The sequence below is a fragment of the Pseudoalteromonas sp. Z9A5 genome (assembly GCF_011378875.1).
Classification (GTDB): domain Bacteria; phylum Pseudomonadota; class Gammaproteobacteria; order Enterobacterales; family Alteromonadaceae; genus Pseudoalteromonas.
Genome location: NZ_WTLC01000004.1, coordinates 108,149 through 127,991 on the forward strand (window position 1 = coordinate 108,149; position 19,843 = coordinate 127,991).

The following is a 19,843-nucleotide window of genomic DNA, read 5'->3' on the forward strand; positions in this document are numbered from 1 at the left end:
ACAATGACCTTGGGCGTTAAGAGCTAAAAATAGGAATTTTACAATGCTTAAAAAACAACCATCAATGGATATTCGAAAGCGGGTGGATGAGTATAGACAAGGTGAACACCAAGGTTTGATTCCAACGCCAGAGCATGAGAATTCGATTTGGGACACAGACTACATTCCCGAACGATATGCAAGCATCGAAAAAGCGTTAATCGAATTGCAAGCTCGTCGATTAGGCATAACTATTCCGCACGCTTTAATGGAGCAGCTATTAATCCAAAATGGCGGTGAGCTGGATGAATGCGTACAAGAACTTTTTAATAATGCCACAACCAACTGGACTAATGCGACTGTTGATGGGATTGAAACCATTGATTCTTGGGAGCATGGTGAGGAGTCTGATTGGTTTAGAAGCGTTAATATTTTGGATAAAAAACTATTGATTATTATTGCATCACATTCTGAGTCGCAGTTGTGTCTCGATTATCGCAAAGTTGGACCTGGCGGTGTGCCGAGCGTTGTTTATATTGATGTGAGTATGACGCCGACTGAGGTTTTAATTATTACTTGACTCAGTTGACGATTTTATCCGTTCTATTGTGGCAGCTCGCTAAGGCGAAGCTATAAAAAATTGATTAACGTTGGTTATCAATTTTTTATGCTTTTAAATAGCTAATCTAATTAATGAAATTTATAATTAAACCAATAATATAGGGTAATAATGACTTCGTTAGATTCAATGGTAATTACACATTTTGAAATTGTTAAAGATTACATAATTGCAATTACGTTTGCTGATAAAAAAATTCAAGTAATAAACTTTGAACCCGTAATAGGCGTTGGTTGGATGCAAAGTTTAAAAAAGCGTGAATACTTTAATCAGGTATTTTTAAACGATGTCGGGAACTTGGAGTGGCCTGAAGGGCAAGATTTTAACCCAGAAGCTTTATATGATTGGGAGAATTTTGAACAGGCGTATATTGACGATATGACTAATCAAGTAGCTAATTAAACCGCTTTAAATGACCTTTAACCTACTTGGATTAAAATAATTAGTAGCGTTTTATATATCGACTTACAAAATACCCTCATCAATAAATAATGCTTCCATTTCATCAGTATGGGGCTTAAACGCTTTCCAGCGTCCAATGGCTTTATTATTAAGTGGCTGGCGTACTTGCACCTTGCTTGCGGTAGAAACCGGTGCGGTGTTTAAGTGAAAGCTTATACACTGCTCTTGCCATTCGAGGTTACAAAAGCTCACTAAGTCTTTTATTTGCTGCTCGGGCTTTGCTACCAATTCTTCGTATTTTACTAATTTTATATTGCTGTGCAGGGCGCTAAAGTGCTGCATTAGCTTGTAAAAGCGGCTGTAAAACTTGGCTGTGTCGAGTAAATCGAGCGAGTAGGCGTAGTACGGGTTATTAATGGTAAATAATTGGCGATAGTTGCCAATACAGGTGTCCATTGGGTCGCGTAGCATACAAATTATTTTGGCGTTTGGCAGTGCTTTGGTTATTAAGTCGATATAAAAAAAGTTAAACGGGAGCTTATCAATAAAGTGTTTATGGCTGCCCGTTATTACACGCGTTGCGTTTAAATAGGTGCTGCCAAGCTGATTAAAATCAAGCTCGTAGGCTTTACTGAGTGTTTGAGTGTCGAGCACATGGCGTGTTTGTGTTTGACTGAGCTTTTTAACACTTAAGCCAAAGTCTTGTAATTCACCTGCTGACTGCACGTCACTGTGGCTCGATAAAATACGTTCAACTAATGTGGTGCCAGAGCGGGGCATGCCTAATACAAAAATAGGTTCTGCCGTTGGGTTACCTTGTACTCGCGCTTGTGTGTGCTGTTCACTTAAGCGTTTAATATGTTCAAATAACGCAGTTGAGCTTTTATGATCAAACGGTTGTATCGCTCGTTTTGCCGCTTTACCTTGTTCTAATGCGTTAAAAGCCTCTGAAAACTCACCTAAGTCTTGGTATTCTTTTGCTAAAGCATGGCCAATATGTAGTTTTGCATCGGGGTGTGTTACTTGCTCAAATACATTTTTTAAGCGTTTTATATGGCTGTTTTGTGCGGTTGCTCTAGTTAAGTCGCTTAGTGCAAAATGACTTTGATGATGAAGTGGGCTAAGCGCTATGGCATGTTCGAACGCATCTTGTGCTTTATCAAATAATCCTAAAAACTTAGCGCTTACACCGTAGTTATAATAAAACTGGGGCTGGGCTTTGTTAGCTGCTTTAGCCAGTTTAATAGCGCATTCAAAATAGTTAATTGCGTGTTCGTGCAAGCCTGCTTGAGTAAGGGCTACGCCTAGGGTGTCGGCATCAAGCGGTTTTTGTATTTGTTGAATGGGTATAGTTAAGGCAGTGTTTTTTGCTTTTTTTAACTCGCCAGTAAGCGCATAGCACTTTGCAAGTTGCGCGGTGTATTCAATGCTTTTACCAAGCGTTAGGGCTTTTTCGATGAGCTTAATTGCTTTATGTATTTGCCCAACAGTTAAATTAACCATCGCTAGCAAAAAATACCCATCAGCAAAGTCGGGCTTTTGTGTTACTAACTCAACTAAGGCTTTATGGGCTTGTTCTATTTTACCTTGGTTTAAAGAGTGGATAGCGCTTTGATGAAGTTGCTTTAAATTTGGCTGCATAGTTTTTGGTAATTATTATTGTTTAGTTACGCGTTAATAAAGTAAAAAGGCTCAAATAAATTTGAGCCTAAAACATTGCTTAAAAGTCGCTTAAATTATATTTCAAATTTATAGTTAAATTTAACACCTACCGTAAGTGGGCGGTTAATATAATAGCCGTAGTTACGTTGTATTTCGGCGCCATTAGCTGAGATTATGTCCTCATCTGAACGACGAACTGAGGTAACTGCGTATTTGTTGAATAGGTTATCAACATATAAGGTAGTTGACCATGCATCGGCTGTTAATTTAGCTGATATATTACTTAAACTGTAACCAGGTAGTGCTTCGCCGTTATCACGAAGACCCACTGTTGAAAGCACGTCGCTTTGCGCGGTTAGACCGTAGTTAATATCAAGCGTTTTATCATTTAGCACTTCTGTTTGATAGTTTACACCCATTGAAAATTGGTTTTCAGGAGAACCTGGTAAACGGTCGCCGTCTTCTGCGCCATCGGTACCGTCGGCATTAAACAAAAATGGTGCATCTGATGTTAGCTCTGCTTTTGTATAAGCGTAGGTTGCATACACTGAAAACGAGTCAGATAAAATTGCACGAGTTGATATTTCTATCCCTTTTGCATTAGCACTGCCGGCGTTTGAAAGGTATGGCAATTGCCCAACTTCGGTTGCACCTGTTATTTGTGCATCATCCCAATCTATATTAAATAACGCGGCGTTAAAGTGTAGTTGGCTTCTAAACCACGTGCTTTTAAAGCCTAGCTCGTAGTTTGTAGTGGTATCGGCATCAAATAACAATTCGTCAGGTTGACCACAGCCAGTTTGTTGATCCGCAGGTAGTGGATCAGGGCAAGACACTAACCCATTTGAACCACCAATTCTAAAACCTTCGCTTACCGTTACATAGCCCATTACTGAATCAGTGAACTGATACTTAGCATTAAATTTAAATAAGTTACCGTTATCGCTGGCTTCATCTTTTTCAAATGCAACAGTGATTTCATCAGGACCCGCGCCACCATACAATGTATTTGCTAGTGGGAAGTCAAAAGCCGCTTGCGATTCTACATCGTATTCGTAAAAACGCGCGCCAATTGTGATATCTAACTTATCAGTAACTTGGTAGCCAACTTCACCAAATAGTGCAGACTCAGTGACGGTGCTTTTTGTAAGCTCTAAGTATTCTAATGAGTCTGGTCTTAGTTGTTCGCCACCAAAGTTGTCTATGGCAAATTGATCAAAGCCAGGCGTAAACTCTCTGCTTGATGCTTCGGTTTCTGTTTTGTTGTAAAAGCCACCCACAATCCAGTTCAAATCGCTGTCGCCTTGCGACACTAAGCGGATTTCTTGGGTGAAGGTATCTTCTTCGTCAATTTCACGGGTAAATGTTGAAAACGAAGGAAACTCTTCATAGCCGTAATCAAGACGAATAAGTAAGTCTGTTTGGTCGCGTTGGCCGTCGGCATCAAAGCTCGAAATACCGGTTGCCGATACGAGTTCTGCAAAGCCTAGGTCGGCTTTTAGCTCAAGGCTTAGTAATTGATCTTCTTTTTCGCGAGGCTCTTCAAAACGATAAGCTGATTCGTATTTGCCTATTACGTCGCTTAAACCGTTGTTTGCATTAAGGCTGTTGTAATGAACGATTGAGCGACCTTCGCTGTCTTGGTTTTGGTAAAAGTAGTTAAGCGTACCTTCAAACGATTCATTTGGTTTATAGCGTACAGAAATACGACCTGTTGTGGTGGTTTCGCCGTTGGCATCTTTTACATTTTTAAGGTTGTTGTTAACCGCTGAGCTATCGCTCCAATCTGGATCTGGTAACGATACGCCAGGTTCGCGTACTACGTAGCCGTAATCGATAAAACCTGGGTCTTCATATACGTTTAAGCTGGCGCGCACTGCAAGTTTGTCTTCAATTAGTGGAAGGTTAAATATAAAGCCACCTTCGCCGCCTACAGAATCACTTTCTTTGGTTTGAAATAGGTCGCCGTAAACTTCAAGCGATGTAAAATCAAGCTCAGGCTGCTTTAGCATATAACGAATTGCGCCACCTAGAGTACCTGCGCCATATAGTGTGCCTTGCGGACCAATTAATACTTCAACACGCTCAATATCTACAAGGCGCATATCTACCGAAACCGGAATTTCGTTTATATAAGTAGAGACCGTGCCGCCATCTGATGATGGTCCAGAAGAGTTTGTATTTAAACCACGAACAATAATAGGTGAACCAGAGCGACCACCTTGATCGGTAATTGTTAAACCAGGTACCCAGCGTGCTATGTCGGCAAGTTCGCTAATGTTTTGATCTTTCATTATATCAGCGTCAAGTGCGGTGATATTTAATGGTGCATTTTGCACTGAGCCGCTGCGTCTTGTTGCTGTAACTTCAATTACTTCGAGTGATTTGTTTTTAGCGGCAACTTCTTCTTGAGCAAGTGCAACATTTGGTAATAAAAATGCGCTAGAAACGACGCTCGAAATAGCCAAGGTTAACAAGCTTGGTTTAAACATAAAAATTGATCCCCAGATTCAAAAATTTAACATCAGTTAATTAAGTAAAGTAGTTTATCAGGGAGTGAAGTAGCTTGGAATATCTAAATTGAATTTTAATTCACTTTTAAAGAATAAATATGGATTTAATTTGGCTTTGCTATTTTATTAATAGGTAACATAAGCAATGAGTTAGTTTAATTAGGTACAAATTAGTTAAAAATTACAGTCTTAATTAAAAGTTAATAGTCATGCATTTTTAAATGATGGCTTTGTTCTGCGTTTGTTAAACAAGTTATTACATAAAAATTGATAGCTCATAATGTCATTACTTATACTTTTATCAGCACTATTAAAGTGTATTTTGATCCCCATTTAGAGTGTTAAGTCGATATTATAAGCGACAGTATAAGTTATTGAGTGAGCGTGTTTGATTGCCGCTTCGTATTCTCTTTTTTATTTTGTCCGTGCCGTTGCGCACGTGTTTTTAAGGATTAACAATGAGCCAACTATTTTCACCTTTATCGCTTGGGCAACTAACGTTAGATAACCGTATTATTATTGCGCCAATGTGCCAATATTCAGCCAACAACGGCGCTGCTAGCGATTGGCATACAATACACTTAGGTCAATTGAGTTTAAGCGGAGCCGGTTTACTTATTTTAGAAGCGACGGCAGTAAACCCAGAAGGGCGAATTAGCTATGGTGATTTAGGGCTTTGGAATAACGAAACTCAACAAGCTTTAGGCAAAAGCTTAAAAGCAGTTAGACAGTACAGTCCTATGCCTATTGGTATTCAATTAGCACATGCTGGTCGTAAAGCCTCTACGGGTAAACCATGGGAAGATACTGGCGCTATTGCACCCGATGAGGTTAACGGTTGGCAAACAGTGGCACCTTCTGCAATTGCTTACGACGATACCAGCCCAGTACCAAAAGCAATGTGCCAAGACGACATAAATTCGTTAATTAAAGATTTTGTTAGTGCAGCTAAACGCGCTGATGAACTGGGTCTTGATTTAATTGAGCTACATGGTGCTCACGGCTACTTGTTACACCAATTTTTGTCGCCTCTTTCAAATAAACGTGACGATAATTATGGTGGCAGCCTAGAAAATAGAATGCGCTTATTACTGGAAGTGTTTAAAGCTGTAAGAGCTGTATTCCCTAGTGAAAAAGCGGTGGGGGTACGTATTTCGGCAACCGATTGGGTTGAAGGTGGTTGGGATTTAGAACAATCGATAGAATTATCTAAAGCTCTTGATTTATTAGGGTGTGATTTTATTCATGTAAGCACCGCAGGTTTGAGCCCAAAACAAGATATACCGGTGGCTAAGAATTTTCAGGTGCCATTTGCAACGGCTATAAAAGAGGTTGTTAAAATGCCTGTTATAGCAGTGGGTTTAATAACTGAGGCGCAACAAGCCGAAGATATTATTAGTGAGCAGCAAGCTGATGGTGTAGCGCTTGCGCGTGGTATTTTATATAACCCGCATTGGCCGTGGCATGCAGCAGCAGAGTTGGGTGCTAAAGTTACTGCACCAAAACAATATTTACGTTCAAGCCCACATGGGCAGCCATCGCCAATAAAATAAAACATAGTTTTTTGTAAAAACCCAATCTGCGTTTGCAGGTTGGGTTTTATTATTTTTGTAAAGTAGAGATAATCATGAATCAGATAGGCGTTTCACCGCAACCACTCAGCAATACACTCGTTACTATTATTGCTTTATGTTGCGGTCTTATTGTTGCCAATATTTACTATGCTCAACCAATTATTGAATTACTTGCTCCTGAGGTGGGATTAAGCCTACACAGTGCTAGTTTTATAGTGTCGCTTACGCAAATAGGTTATGCCTTGGGGCTATTTTTTTTAGTGCCACTGGCTGACTTAGTCGAAAATAAAAAATTAATGCTGATCACGTTAGTTGTGTCGTTTTTAAGTTTAATTGGCACTGCTTTAGCTGATACACCTAATGTAATGCTTATTTTGTGCTTAATGATAGGTATTAGCTCTGTTTCTGTTCAAGTGCTTATTCCACTTGCCGCGCATTTATCGTCTGATGAAAAGCGCGGACAAGTACTTGGCAATATTATGGCGGGTTTGTTGTTAGGTATTTTGCTTGCAAGGCCTGTATCGAGTTTAATTGCCGATCATTTTGGTTGGCGTGCAGTATTTTATTTTGCAGCAGGGTGTATGGTATTTATTGCCAGCGTAATTTACTTTGCAATTCCAAGCCGGCAGCCTACGCATAAAACCACGTATTTTAAGCTTTTAAAATCGTTAAAACAGTTAATGATAAGCCAACCCGTCTTACGCCAACGATCACTTTTTCAAGCGTTAATGTTTGCATCGTTTAGCTTGTTTTGGACCAGTGTACCGGTTGTGCTTTCACGCGAGTACGGTTTATCGCAATCAGAAATAGCATTGTTTGCTTTAGTGGGAGCCGCCGGTGCTATAGCTGCGCCTATTGTAGGGCGCTTGGCTGATAAGGGATATACGCATCAGGTGTCTTTATTAGCAAAAATAATTGCGGTGCTGTGCTTTTTACCAAGCTTATTTGAGCTGCCGCACGGTATTATTGTGTTGGCGTTAACGGGTGTGTTTATTGATTTTGCAGTTCAAGCAAATATGGTGTTGGGTCAACGCGCAGTATATGCATTAGAACCTCAAAGCCGTGCACGTTTAAACGCTATTTATATGACGAGCATATTTGTTGGGGGCGCAGTAGGCTCTTTAATTGCAAGCCCACTTTACGAAGCTGGAGGCTGGAATAGCATTGCTTTAGTTGCTGCAGGTATGCCGCTTATTTCATTGATTGGTTATTTGGTAACCAATAAAAAACAAAGCAGAGCGGCTAGTTAAAAACTATCGCTGAGAATATAATAAAGTCACTACGCGATAGGGTGACTTTATTTATTTTGACTGCTTTTTTTAATCAAGCGCCTGTTTTTTAGAATTAGAAAATGAACTTCCTACAGATGCTATAATCACCAGTAAAATAGCTAACCACTGCCATAAAGTAAGCAACTCACCTAAAATAATAAACCCAGCGAGGGATGCAATAGCAGGCTCCATGCTCATCATTATACTAAATCCTTGTGAGGGCATATTACGCAGAGCGACCATTTCAAGTGTGTAGGGCAATGCGCTTGATAAAATGGCAATGCCGATACCCAATGGAATTATTTCCCAGGTAAACGCTGCACCTTGTATAATTCCGCCATAAGGCACTAGTACAATAGCTGCAACTGTCATACCTAGCGCAACAGTTACTCCGCCGGAGCCTTGTACGCCCGTTTTTTTCCCAAATAATATATAACCTGCCCAACATGCACCCGCACCAAGAGCGAGTATTACACCAACTGGATCGAGGCTGTCTTGCCCACTCATATCGGGTAATAAAAGCAAAATACCAGTAATGGCGCATGCAACCCAAAATAGGTCGCGTTTGCGACGCGATGATAATAATGCAACAGCAAGAGGACCCGTAAATTCAAGCGCTACAGCAATACCTAGCGGAATTCGTTCTATTGCGTAATAAAATAAAATATTCATACCACCAAGGCTTAAACCGTACACGATAATAGGGAGGCGGCTGCCTTTTGCGGGTAAGTGTTTCCAAGGTCTAAATACCAAGCAAAGTATTAGTGCCGAAAAGCCTAACCTTAAGGCAGTTGTTCCTTCTGGTCCTACAATAGGAAAAAGCTGTTTAGCAATTGATGCGCCAGATTGAATGGTCATCATAGCGAGTAGTACACATATAACGGCTAATAAAAATTCTTTAGAAGGTGATTGCATGTTTATCCTTGGTTACAACCGATTATTTTTGCATGGTACATTCTTTTATTGATGTGCGTAAGTTTATTCTAAGAGCATTTTTATGGGTAACTTTACTTATTTTAAATAAGGAAAACCAAGTGCTTATAACTACTTTACCGGCTGTATTAGAGCAATAGACTTACCTTGTTAAAATCAATAATTGTTCGGCTCATTAGTCGTATTAAAAAGTCATTCAGCTTAAGTTTTGGTAATGCCTTTCTCTTTGATTGGTTGACAGATTGGTTTGTGTTAACTATTATTTGGTCTGCTTTGTTTGTTTACCAATATTTTTATGGGTTGTACTGTTGGTGGCATATTAAATATTAAGTGGTGAGTAAATTGGTTATACCAGTAACTTGTTTTACTAAAAAAATAAAACGTAATACAAGTAAGGTAAACGAATATGACACCTTTTAATTGGTGCTTTCCCACTAAATTAATCTTTGGGCAAGGTAGGGTTTGCGAAGTCGGTACTATTGCAGCCCAATATGGTAAAAAAGTAATGATAGCTACTTATACCCCAGGCTCAGCTCTTGATCCCGTGATTAATAAGGTAAAAAGTGTATTACTTGCTGCGGGTTTAGACGTTACTGTATTTGCTGGAATTGAGCCTAACCCTCGTACCCAAGCCATTGATAAAGCAGTTGAAATTTTTAATGCCGAAAAATGCGATCTAATAATAGCACTTGGTGGTGGTAGCATTATTGATGCTTCTAAGTACATTGCTGCAACTGCATTTTCTGGTGGTAAATCATGGGATTATGTTACATGTAATGATCATGTTGGACGTAAATATACAGGCGCTTTTCCTATAATTGCTATTCCAACGGTTTCAGCTTCAGGTTCTGAAGTTAATGCGTCTGGGGTAATTAAAAACACAGAAACTAAAGAAAAAACGCTTTCTTATTCGCCGTACTATTTACCAAAAGTAGCTATTGTTGACCCAGAGATTTTAGCTTCTGTGCCACTGCGATTAACTCAAGATAGCTGCATTGATATTTTTTCGCATTTAGTAGAGCTCTACCTTTGTGATGAGGATGAGTCTGAATTTTCCGACCGTACAACGGAAGGAATGATTTTATGCGTTAAGGATAACTTTGAAAAAGTTCTTGATGATTTAGGTGATGCTAAAGTACGTGGAGAGTTGGCTCTTTGTTCTGTATATAGCCGCTCAAATTTTAAAGCACGAGAGCATTTAGATTGTATGTCGATGCATGCGATTCAAATGCCATTAAGCACTCATTACGATTTACCGCATGGTCGTGGCATGGTTATTATTATTCCTGCGTATTTGGAATATTTAGCAGACGTACTGCCGCATCGGTGGGCTAAACTAGCACGGCGTTGTTTTGGTGTAACCGAAACTGACGATGCTAAAGCCGCTAAAATGCTTTCAACCGAAGTTGTTAAGTGGTTTAAGAGTACTAATTCGTTTTTAACATTGGGAGATGTAAGCATTCCTGATGAGAAGTTTAAAAAAATGGCGCAAGACGCTGTTCGTATACACTCAGTTAATAGGGCTACAAGCCACAAAGGCGCGCACTCAATTAGCGCAGCAGATGTGTTGGCTATATATAAACTTTGTAAGTAATAAAAATTTATTGAAAATCTAATTTAAAAAAAGCTTCTTGCACACACTGCAATCGCTAAAGCGTCCTCTCACATAGATTCTTTAGCATCCACTGCAGTGAGAGGAAACCAAATCCCCGTATGGGGATTTTTTTATGCCTGATGAAAATCATTAAGCTTATATTTCATTCAACCTGAACCTGATTAAGGTATTCGCCAAGGTATTCAACTGCAAGGATATTGATGCTTTATCTAGACAATGGTTTTAGTGGCAATAGGTTAATTGGCATGCCAATAGCTGGACTGTTGCTGGTAAATGCACCGCAGTTAGGTGGTTAGTGTGGGAAATAGCTGCTTGAGATAGATTTATCTTGAAATTAAGTTACTGGGTTACTCATTTTAAGGGAGTGTACTAATTACATTAAAACTGCGCGTAAATGCATTTGGCGTGTTTTAAAATATTAGCCTTTGAACTGTTCGAATGTACCATTAAAATTGCTTAGGTTAGCTTGTAGAGATTAATAATAGGTATATGAGGGTTTATTGTAGAGCGTTAATAACGCTGATAAGTATAAACGTGAATACTAAATTAAAACTAGCCAGCACAGGGCTGACTAGTTTTAGAGATTAATGAGCGCTTTTAACTAGACCGTCAAGTGAATAAAGACCGCGTTTTTCGCTATTTTTTCTTTTTATTTCTTCAAGTGCACGTGCTTCAACAGCATCAAATAACGCATTTATTAATCTATTAAAATGCTGGTGCATTGCTGAGCGTGCAGCATTGGCGTCGTGTTTTTGTAATGCATTATAAATAGCGGTGTGCTCATCCATTACACAATCGTCATTATTTTTACATACGCTGTTATAGTCAGCCACAATTTGCGAATTGGTTAAACGTAAATCCCACAAGTTAGCAACAGCAAACTCGAGTGCTCTGTTGCGCGTTGCGCGAGCTATTATTTCATGAAATTCACGATCAGCTTGTTCTACATACAGACCTTCTTGCATTGCTACTAATGTTTTATGTAGCTTAGCTAGTTCTTCTTCTGTAATGCTTTGCGCTGCTAAGGCTGCAATTTCACCCTCAATTAACGCGCGAGCTTGAGTTAACTCAAACGCACTGATCTCTTGAGACTTTATTGGCGCGTCGTGTTTTTCAACAACGTAAACGCCAGAGCCTGTTTTTACTTCAACACGGCCGCGCACTTCTAATGCGATAATAGCTTCTCTAATCGTAGGGCGACTTACGTCAAACATTTCTGCTAGCTCTCTTTCTGGGGGTAAACGACTCCCAGCAGAAAACTCACCTTGGTTTATTAAAGACTCAACTTTATCAACTATGCGCCAAAATAAGCGACGATTTCCCATATTTTACCTTCATTACCTTAAGGACCATTGGCGCTAAGTCCTATAAAACCTAGAGCATAGACCAAATGTTAAGACGAAAGGTTACCGTAAAGTTAACCACAATGTCAAAAATCAAAAACGATGTTATTACCAAAAACTACAACATATTATTGGTAATTTTATCATATATTACCAATTTTAGTTGAAAATAAATTAATTGGTAATCTTGATTGGTAAATTTTCATGTGCTATTTTTGCTAACTAAATAGAGTTAGCTTATTAATTTTAATATGCCGATGGTAAGGTTTAACTGGCTAAAGGTTGTTTTGATAAAAATTATAAAAACAATATTTGAGTGACTATACGTATAAAATTTATTTATAACTCAAATAATTTAATGAACAACAAACCAATAAATTATTACATAAAGAGCATAATAAACGCACAAAATGCATTTTATATCTGCCTTTTACGTCAGTACGGCTTATTAATACCAAGTATTAAGTAAAGGTAGTGTACCAATATAACTTTTACAAAACACGGTGATTTCTGCAAAAAGCGTTGTTAGCAAAGCTTGTTAAAACGTGAGTATCACAAAAAAAATATGACAGATGTAATTAATTTCACATCTAGAGCGACCAAAGTGACTATAAAGCACTAAGGCGCATTAACTGATAGGCACGTATTTTACGTGACTTAAAGAGGTAGGTTATGTTGTTTTCTGAGTATATGAATGGTCAAAAACTATTACCGATCATCCAAACGGATTGCCCAAGGACGGGAGTTTCTATTACCCAAGCTATGCATGCTGCAGGAATAGATTTAGTAGAAGTAGTGTTACGTCACGAAAGCTCTCTTGAAGTGCTTGAAGCAATCAAATCGGCTATGCCAAATTTAAAAGTAGGTGCGGGTACAATTATTGACACGCCTATTTTAAAAGATGCGCTAAATGCTGGTGCAGATTACATTGTAACACCTGCTGTAACCCCTAAATTACTTGATGCACTAGTACAAAGTGGTGTGCCGGTATTACCGGGTGTTTCTAATACGTCAGATATTGCATTAGCTTATCAAGCTGGCTTTAGAGAAATGAAATTATTTCCGGCAAACCTTGCTGGTGGTATTAACTTTTTAAATGGCGTTAAAAGCGTATTTAGAGAATGCCAATTTTGCCCTACTGGCGGTATAAACGGTGCTAACTTTAATGACTTTTTAGCGCTTAAAAATGTATTTGCTGTTGGCGGTACGTGGGTTGTAGATGCAAAACACGTTGAAGACAAAAACTGGCAAGCAATTACAGATGCTTGTAAGCCTGTGTTGTCGCTTTAAAGTTAAATTAGACTTCCCATGGGCGTTGATTGTCGTTGGTTAACGCCCATCTTAAATTTAGCTATTAAGGCAACTTATACCTTAAATTTGTTTCTCATTTGGATAAATAACCCCTAATTGCGCTCGTGCTTCGTCAAGCACATTCATAACATTTAGTGAAAGTTGATGTGTATTAACATCTGATTCAAACTGATTTTGACTCGCTAATTTCATAAAATGCTCAACTTCAAATTTCATAAAGTGCTCATCAAACGCGATAGATGCTAATTCACGCTCTCCATTATTTGCAATAAACTCTACTTTTCTAAGTTGTGATACAGCTTCGATACGAATACGACCAAGTTCACCTTGTATCTCGGTTATATTATCGCCTTGCGATATTTTAGAGTAACTAATAACCGCTTGTTTATCAGCGTAGTTTAGTAATACATCACCTGCGCCATCTACACCTGTATCAAGTAATACACCGCTTGCACTTACATTATTGGGGACTCCCCACAGTGCTATTAATAAATAAAGCGGGTAAATGCCTAAATCGACTAGCGCGCCGTTAGCAAACTCAGGTAAAAAAGTATTTGGGCGTTCACCATTTTTGTATTTATCGTAGCGAGACGAATACTGACTGTATTGCCCAATATATTTACGCGGTGTGCCTATTTTAATCATTGCTTGTTGTAATAGTGCAAAGTTTGGCAGGTGGGTAGTCATCATCGCTTCCATATATAAGCGTTGATGCTTTTTAGCTGTAGCAATGATGGTTGTCAGTTCTTTAGAATTTGCTGCTGATGGTTTTTCGCCAAGTACATGTTTACCAGCTTGCAAACACATTACGGCGTATTGTTTATGCAAGCTATTAGGGGCGGCTATGTATACGGCATCAACATTATGATCCTGACATACTTGCTCTATTGAGGTGAAGATTTTTGCTTGTACATTTTGTGGGTGCTTGGCTAAAAATGCTTTTGCGCTTGATTGTGCACGTGAACACACTCCATATAAGTTAAAACCATCTAATGTATTTGCAGCGGCTAATAAAGTGTCGCTAATAAAATTGGTGCCAACAATAACAAAGTTCATACCCACTCCTTAGAAAATAAAAGAGCGTTTATTCTATCATTTTTTTAGTTCTATATGCTCTAGGAGAGCAACCAAACCAGCGTTTAACATTAGCACTTAGGGTTGCTTGCTCTTGATACCCTAAAAGCTCTGATATGGTTGATAGAGTATATTGGTTTTGCGCTAAATAATGCGCAGCTAAAGCACGGCGTGTGGCATCTTTGAGTTTTACAAAACTTGTATTATGTTTAGCAAGCTCCCGGTGTAAAGTACGCGGATGCATGCCAAGCGCAGCTGAAATAGTTTGGTTACTACATTGATAAATAGGGAGCATGGGTCTTATTAACGCACTGACTTGATTAGGTAATTGTTGTGCGTGCTCTGCATTTTTTGCTAAAAAGCTTAGCGCTGCCTGCACTTTGCTTTGCTGTGTATGCTCAAGCTTAAGTGCTAAATCACTTTTTGTAATTACAATACCGGCGCTATTGCGATGCTCTATCACTTTACAGCCAAAATAAGCGCTATAAGCACGTGTATTAGTACTTAATTTTTGGGGTAAAAATACTTTAATTGGTTTACAGCGATTATTACTCAGCTTTTTAATAATAGCTAACGCTAAACCAATGGTTAGTTCAAACGCTTGGTTAATATTAGGTAAGGGTTTTAGGTTAATTTCGAATGATAAAAATAAGCTTTTTTCATCCTCTAAAGGATGAGACGTTAAGCTCAGTGCCGGACTGTGTAAATGTAAGTATTTAACAACCCAGCTAAGTGCATCACCTAAATTAGTTCCGCTTTTTGCTGCTATTGCAACGTGCCCTAAAATATCAAAACTTTGCCTACTGGCAAGCTTAATACCAAAACTAGAGCAATTGAATTTACAAGCGCAGTACTCTAATAGTTCAGCGTAATAACGATAAGGTAAATATTGGTTTTCGAGGTTTTTAAAATCAACGTTAATATTACAGCTTTGCAGAGTTGTATGCGGATCTCCGCCTAATTCTAAAATTAGCGTATCTATACCCTGCAATGCCGTAGCTCTAATCAAACTGCTCATAGTTAACCTTAAGTATTGCTAAAAGTGCTAAAAAATATCGAAAAATCACTGAAAAAAGCACTGCCAATTTATTAAAAATTAATAGTGCTAGCTAGTTAAATAATTAACCAGTTTAATACATTTACTGCAAGCCATGTCTAGAAATATCAAGTTTTACTGGCTTTTAAAATGCATTATTGCGGCTAAAGCGGTTTGAATTTTACTTAGGGTACACCATGAGCATCACAACATTTGACTACATTGTAATTGGCGCAGGCAGTGCCGGTTGCGTAATTGCCTCGCGGTTATCTGAGGACAAAAATGTAAGTGTGTGTTTAATTGAAGCTGGCGGTAGTGATAACAGCGCGTTTGTACAAATGCCTGCGGGTATTGCAGCGAGTGTGCCTTATGGCATTAATAGCTGGCATTACAATACCGTACCGCAAAAAGCACTTAATAATCGTTGTGGATTTGTACCTAGAGGCAAAGTGTTGGGTGGGTCGAGCTCTACCAATGCAATGGTTTATATAAGAGGAAATAAATACGATTACGACCAATGGGCTTTTAATGGTAATACGGGGTGGGATTTTGATAGTTTATTGCCTTATTTTATTAAAGCCGAAAACAATAAAACGTTTATACGTAACGAACTGCACGGTGCAAAAGGTCCATTACATGTACAAGATTTAAATAATCCAAGCCATGTAAACCAGTATTTTTTAAATGCCTGCGCCGAGCAAGGCGTTAATATTAGCGACGATATAAATGGCAAAGAGCAAAGCGGTGCACGTTTATCGCAGGTAACTCAGCATAATGGTGAGCGCTGTAGTGCGGCAAAAGCGTATTTAACACCGCATTTAAACCGATTAAATTTAACTATATTAACGAATAGCCACGTTAATAAAATAAATATAAAAAACCACACCGCAAAAGGAGTACAAATAGAGCGTAATAACCTGGTTGTTGATTTGATTGCAAAAAAAGAGGTCATACTTAGCGCCGGTGCTATTAATTCGCCACAAATATTAATGCTTTCAGGCATTGGACCTAGGGAACACTTAAAAGCGCATAATATTGAAATTGCCGTACCGCTTGAAGGCGTGGGTGCTAATTTACAAGATCACTTAACAGTAGTGCCATTATTTAAAGCTAAATACAATAAGGGTACATTTGGAATGAGCCCATTAGGTATAGGGCATATTTTAAAAGGGTGTGTAGATTGGTTTAGTAAACGACAAGGGCGTTTAACCAGTAATTTTGCAGAGTCGCATGCATTTATAAAGCTATTTGAAAGCTCACCTGCGCCCGATGTACAACTAGAGTTTGTTATTGGGTTAGTTGACGATCATAGCCGTAAACTTCATTACGGACATGGTTGCAGTATTCATAGCAGTATTATGAGACCTAAAAGTAGAGGCACTATAACTTTAGCCGATAGCGATCCACGCAGCGCGCCACTTATTGACCCTAATTATTTAAGTCACCCTGATGATTTAAAGGTAATGTTATTGGGGCTTAAAAAAACACTCGCTATTATGCAAAGCAAAGCTTTTGATAATATACGTGGAAAAATGGTTTACCCGCTTGATATAAATAACGATGATCAGCTTATCGCCTTTATTCGCCAAACTGCAGATACTGAATACCATCCGGTTGGTACATGTAAAATGGGGCAAGACTCAATGGCAGTGGTAGATAGCAGCTTACGAGTACATGCAATGAGTAATTTGCGCGTGGTTGATGCGTCTATTATGCCAAATATTATAACCGGTAATACTAATGCACCGGTTATTGCTATTGCTGAAAAAGCAGCTGATTTAATTAAACGCGAAAACGTATAATTAAATCAACTGTAGTAGGGCTATTAATTAGCTATAAAACTCATTTAACCATTGTTGCCAATCGCTCTCAAGATGCAACATTTGCTGATGCTTTTTAGCGTTTAAATGTTTAGTTTCGTCCTCGCTTGCCATGTATGGACCAACGCGGCAAAGCGAGCAATGATTAGGTGTTAAGTAAGCAGGCTTTGTGAGCTGTGGGCTTAATTCACTAGTGTGTGTATCAATATTTTTAGGGCTAAATACGTAGGTTATACCGCTGGTATCTTTTACGTGCTTATCTCGGTCAACATTACGAATTTTATAGCCTTCAAAGTGGCTAATATCAAATTGCATTTGTCCACAATATTCAATGTTTAGGCGATCGTTTAAACTGCCTTCTATATTCCACTCACGATACGGTTTAACATCTTTAGAGGTGATGTAACATAGCATTGGACCACCAGGGTCTAGTGCAAACTCATTAGCGTATTTAATAAATTGATGTAGCAAGGCGCGGTTAAGTACATTCATACTGTTTTGGCGTGTATTGCTTTCAAACGCTTCGCGCCCTACAAAAGCAGGAATTAACGGAAACTGAAAAATCACCACATCAAAGCTATTTAAATACCCTTTTAAGCCTTGCCAACACGCCGTATTTGTAACATCAAAGCTATTAAGTACGTGAACGTTACGCGCCTTTAGGTTGTTTAGCGCGTTGTTTTGGTATTTTTGCTCAATGGTAGTTGCGTCGTCGTAGGTAGAAGCAACTAGCGTTTGTGGGTTTACATGGTTACGGATGGCATTTGAAAACGATAAGTCGCCATCGCCCACCGTAAGGATCCGCCATTTATTATTTAAATACATAATTTACTTTATATTTTTACTTTCTGTCGAACTAACATTGTCACTATTAGTTTGTGCTTTTGCTGCTATTAAACGGTGAAACGCGAGTCTGGTTTTTAATCCTTCAATCGCGATTTGCTTAATAATAAGATTAAAAGTAATTAAAATGGCAAATGCAATATGGATAGGACCATGGGTAAACCCTGCATTAGTGTCGTAAAGTGTTAAACCGAATAATAAAAATAGCACGACTAAAAAGATTTCAAGTAATTGGCTTGAATAAAAACTTAAACGACCTTCGCTTTTATGGTCTTTTTTAATGCGTATAGCACAAAAAAATGGGATCACTTTGATTTTAAATGCAGCGTTTTTTTCTACGTAGTTTTCGCCAAGTTCATCAAGTTGTTGGCGTAGTTGGTCAATCATGGTGTGTCCTCAAATAGCAGTGCGCGGATATTACCTTATTACCGCGCAATGTTTAAGTTTACAACCACTATTTAGGGTAAATACTCATACCAATAGTAAGGATATGACAAACAAACACAACGGAGGTAAGTACAACACGCATTTTTTGATAATCTTTGTGGTAGCTTTGCCACTGAGGTGTGGTTTTTTCAAAAATAAGTACTAGCCAAAAACTGGCGCCTAACCATGCAAGTGTCCACTCGGTAGGTATAAACGATAAAAATGGAATAGGAATAACAGGCAATACAGCTTTAATTGCATTGCTATAGCTTTGCTCGCCCGCACGCCATAAATTACCCGCCATAAAAGCCAATATAGCAATACTGTAAAAAGTAAAAAACTCTAAGTTAAGGCTATTACTGCCAAACATGAGTGGCCAACCTACACACCCTAAAAAAGGGATTAAGCCCAAGTAACCTAGTTGTATGTGGTTAACAAATTTTTCCATTACGGTGTGCCTTATATTTAATGACTTATTTGAAGCGCGGCTATTGTAGCAGTATTGGGATTAGCGATCTTAATAATTCGCCAACTTTACAATCCTAAGAATGGTTACGGTAAAAGGTGTTATAAAGTTCAATCCAAAAAACCGATTGTTTTAATCTAAACAATCAATTTTATTTAATTCCTCATTAGCCGTATTGTACTAATCAAGCCAACGCGACAGGCCACTTTAATTGGCAGCGTTGATTACTTTATAAATACTTTAAATATAAATGAGGAAATACCATGAGCACTTCTTTAATTAATACAAAATTACAACCATTTAATGCAACCGCTTACCACAACGGTGACTTTGTAGAATTGTCTGAAAAAGATGTTCTAGGTAAATGGTCAATCTTCTTCTTTTACCCAGCAGATTTTACATTTGTATGTCCTACTGAACTTGGCGATGTTGCAGATTATTACGCACAACTTCAAGAAATGGGCGTAGAAGTTTACTCAGTATCTACTGACACTCACTTCACTCATAAAGCATGGCATGACACGTCAGACACTATTGGTAAAATTACTTACCCAATGATTGGTGACCCAACTGGCCGTATTACACGCAGCTTCGGTGTAATGATTGAAGAAGAAGGCTTAGCACTTCGCGGTACATTTGTAATGAACCCAGAAGGCGAAATTAAAATTATTGAAACTCACGATTTAGGTATTGGCCGTAGTGCTAAAGAACTAGTTCGTAAAGTTCAAGCTGCACAGTACATTGCAACTCATGACGGTGAAGTTTGCCCTGCATCTTGGCAGCCAGGTGAAGACACACTTGCACCTTCACTTGACCTAGTTGGTAAAATTTAATTTTAATTAAACCAACGTTATAAATTAAGGCAGGAAACTGCCTTATCCTTTGCCATCAATATTTACTCTGAGATTTAGCACATACATTGATGGCATGGGGTTACTGCTGTTTTATTTATCCAT

17 protein-coding genes are annotated in these 19,843 nt (G+C 38.6%); 8 read left to right on the forward strand and 9 right to left on the reverse strand.

Going from position 1 to position 19,843, the window contains the following annotated elements; all coding sequences use genetic code 11:
• Positions 1 to 82: 82 nt before the first annotated feature.
• Positions 83 to 559 carry an SMI1/KNR4 family protein gene (locus tag GQR56_RS21635; protein ID WP_166109232.1) on the forward strand — a complete coding sequence of 159 codons (477 nt, stop codon included), beginning with the start codon at positions 83 to 85 and terminating at the stop codon, positions 557 to 559.
• 150 nt (positions 560 to 709) lie between these two features.
• Positions 710 to 1,000 carry a DUF2442 domain-containing protein gene (locus GQR56_RS03960; RefSeq protein ID WP_166109233.1) on the forward strand — a complete coding sequence of 97 codons (291 nt, stop codon included), beginning with the start codon at positions 710 to 712 and terminating at the stop codon, positions 998 to 1,000.
• 63 nt (positions 1,001 to 1,063) lie between these two features.
• Here GQR56_RS03960 and GQR56_RS03965 read toward each other — a convergent pair whose 3' ends face one another.
• Entirely contained in the window at positions 1,064 to 2,641 is a 1,578-nt protein-coding gene (locus GQR56_RS03965; RefSeq protein WP_166109234.1) for a sulfotransferase, read from the reverse strand.
• 95 nt (positions 2,642 to 2,736) lie between these two features.
• Positions 2,737 to 5,154 carry a TonB-dependent receptor gene (locus GQR56_RS03970; protein ID WP_166109235.1) on the reverse strand — a complete coding sequence of 806 codons (2,418 nt, stop codon included), beginning with the start codon at positions 5,152 to 5,154 and terminating at the stop codon, positions 2,737 to 2,739.
• 479 nt (positions 5,155 to 5,633) lie between these two features.
• Between GQR56_RS03970 and GQR56_RS03975 the strand changes: the two genes are divergently transcribed.
• Both GQR56_RS03975 and GQR56_RS03980 read left to right on the forward strand, forming a co-directional pair.
• Positions 5,634 to 6,728, forward strand: coding sequence for an NADH:flavin oxidoreductase/NADH oxidase (locus tag GQR56_RS03975; RefSeq protein WP_024610250.1), 1,095 nt, complete (start codon positions 5,634 to 5,636; stop codon positions 6,726 to 6,728).
• A gap of 74 nt (positions 6,729 to 6,802) precedes the next feature.
• Positions 6,803 to 7,999, forward strand: a complete 1,197-nt coding sequence (locus GQR56_RS03980) for an MFS transporter (protein WP_166109236.1) — start codon at positions 6,803 to 6,805, stop codon at positions 7,997 to 7,999.
• A gap of 69 nt (positions 8,000 to 8,068) precedes the next feature.
• Here the strand turns inward: GQR56_RS03980 and GQR56_RS03985 are convergent, their stop codons facing one another.
• Positions 8,069 to 8,935 (reverse strand): DMT family transporter, encoded by an 867-nt coding sequence (locus GQR56_RS03985; RefSeq protein ID WP_166109237.1) that lies wholly within the window; start codon positions 8,933 to 8,935, stop codon positions 8,069 to 8,071.
• Positions 8,936 to 9,359: 424 nt separating this feature from the next.
• On the opposite strand from GQR56_RS03985, the gene GQR56_RS03990 reads away from it, so the two are divergent.
• Positions 9,360 to 10,547, forward strand: a complete 1,188-nt coding sequence (locus GQR56_RS03990) for an iron-containing alcohol dehydrogenase (protein ID WP_166109238.1) — start codon at positions 9,360 to 9,362, stop codon at positions 10,545 to 10,547.
• 605 nt (positions 10,548 to 11,152) lie between these two features.
• Here the strand turns inward: GQR56_RS03990 and GQR56_RS03995 are convergent.
• A complete protein-coding gene (locus tag GQR56_RS03995; RefSeq protein ID WP_024612115.1) occupies positions 11,153 to 11,893 on the reverse strand; it encodes a FadR/GntR family transcriptional regulator in 741 nt (246 codons plus the stop codon).
• Between the two features lie 690 nt (positions 11,894 to 12,583).
• Here GQR56_RS03995 and eda point away from each other — a divergent pair.
• Positions 12,584 to 13,201: a bifunctional 4-hydroxy-2-oxoglutarate aldolase/2-dehydro-3-deoxy-phosphogluconate aldolase gene (gene eda / locus GQR56_RS04000; RefSeq protein WP_024612114.1), complete on the forward strand. Its 618-nt coding sequence runs from the start codon at positions 12,584 to 12,586 to the stop codon at positions 13,199 to 13,201.
• A gap of 81 nt (positions 13,202 to 13,282) precedes the next feature.
• Here the strand turns inward: eda and GQR56_RS04005 are convergent, their stop codons facing one another.
• Both GQR56_RS04005 and GQR56_RS04010 read right to left on the reverse strand, forming a co-directional pair.
• Entirely contained in the window at positions 13,283 to 14,278 is a 996-nt protein-coding gene (locus GQR56_RS04005) for a Gfo/Idh/MocA family oxidoreductase (RefSeq protein ID WP_166109239.1), read from the reverse strand.
• Between the two features lie 28 nt (positions 14,279 to 14,306).
• Positions 14,307 to 15,314 carry an AraC family transcriptional regulator gene (locus tag GQR56_RS04010; protein WP_024612112.1) on the reverse strand — a complete coding sequence of 336 codons (1,008 nt, stop codon included), beginning with the start codon at positions 15,312 to 15,314 and terminating at the stop codon, positions 14,307 to 14,309.
• Positions 15,315 to 15,529: 215 nt separating this feature from the next.
• On the opposite strand from GQR56_RS04010, the gene GQR56_RS04015 reads away from it, so the two are divergent.
• Positions 15,530 to 17,134 carry a GMC family oxidoreductase N-terminal domain-containing protein gene (locus tag GQR56_RS04015; protein WP_166109240.1) on the forward strand — a complete coding sequence of 535 codons (1,605 nt, stop codon included), beginning with the start codon at positions 15,530 to 15,532 and terminating at the stop codon, positions 17,132 to 17,134.
• Positions 17,135 to 17,161: 27 nt separating this feature from the next.
• Here the strand turns inward: GQR56_RS04015 and GQR56_RS04020 are convergent, their stop codons facing one another.
• The 3 genes from GQR56_RS04020 to GQR56_RS04030 all read right to left on the reverse strand — a co-directional run bounded on the left by GQR56_RS04020 (position 17,162) and on the right by GQR56_RS04030 (position 18,869).
• The gene (locus GQR56_RS04020; RefSeq protein WP_024612110.1) at positions 17,162 to 17,977 is read right to left on the reverse strand and encodes a class I SAM-dependent methyltransferase; all 816 of its coding nucleotides are present in this window, start codon (positions 17,975 to 17,977) and stop codon (positions 17,162 to 17,164) included.
• 3 nt (positions 17,978 to 17,980) lie between these two features.
• A complete protein-coding gene (locus GQR56_RS04025; protein WP_024612109.1) occupies positions 17,981 to 18,382 on the reverse strand; it encodes a hypothetical protein in 402 nt (133 codons plus the stop codon).
• 67 nt (positions 18,383 to 18,449) lie between these two features.
• A complete protein-coding gene (locus tag GQR56_RS04030) occupies positions 18,450 to 18,869 on the reverse strand; it encodes a DUF3429 domain-containing protein (protein ID WP_166109241.1) in 420 nt (139 codons plus the stop codon).
• A gap of 281 nt (positions 18,870 to 19,150) precedes the next feature.
• Between GQR56_RS04030 and ahpC the strand changes: the two genes are divergently transcribed.
• Entirely contained in the window at positions 19,151 to 19,720 is a 570-nt protein-coding gene (gene ahpC / locus GQR56_RS04035; protein ID WP_007581822.1) for an alkyl hydroperoxide reductase subunit C, read from the forward strand.
• Positions 19,721 to 19,843 lie beyond the last annotated feature (123 nt).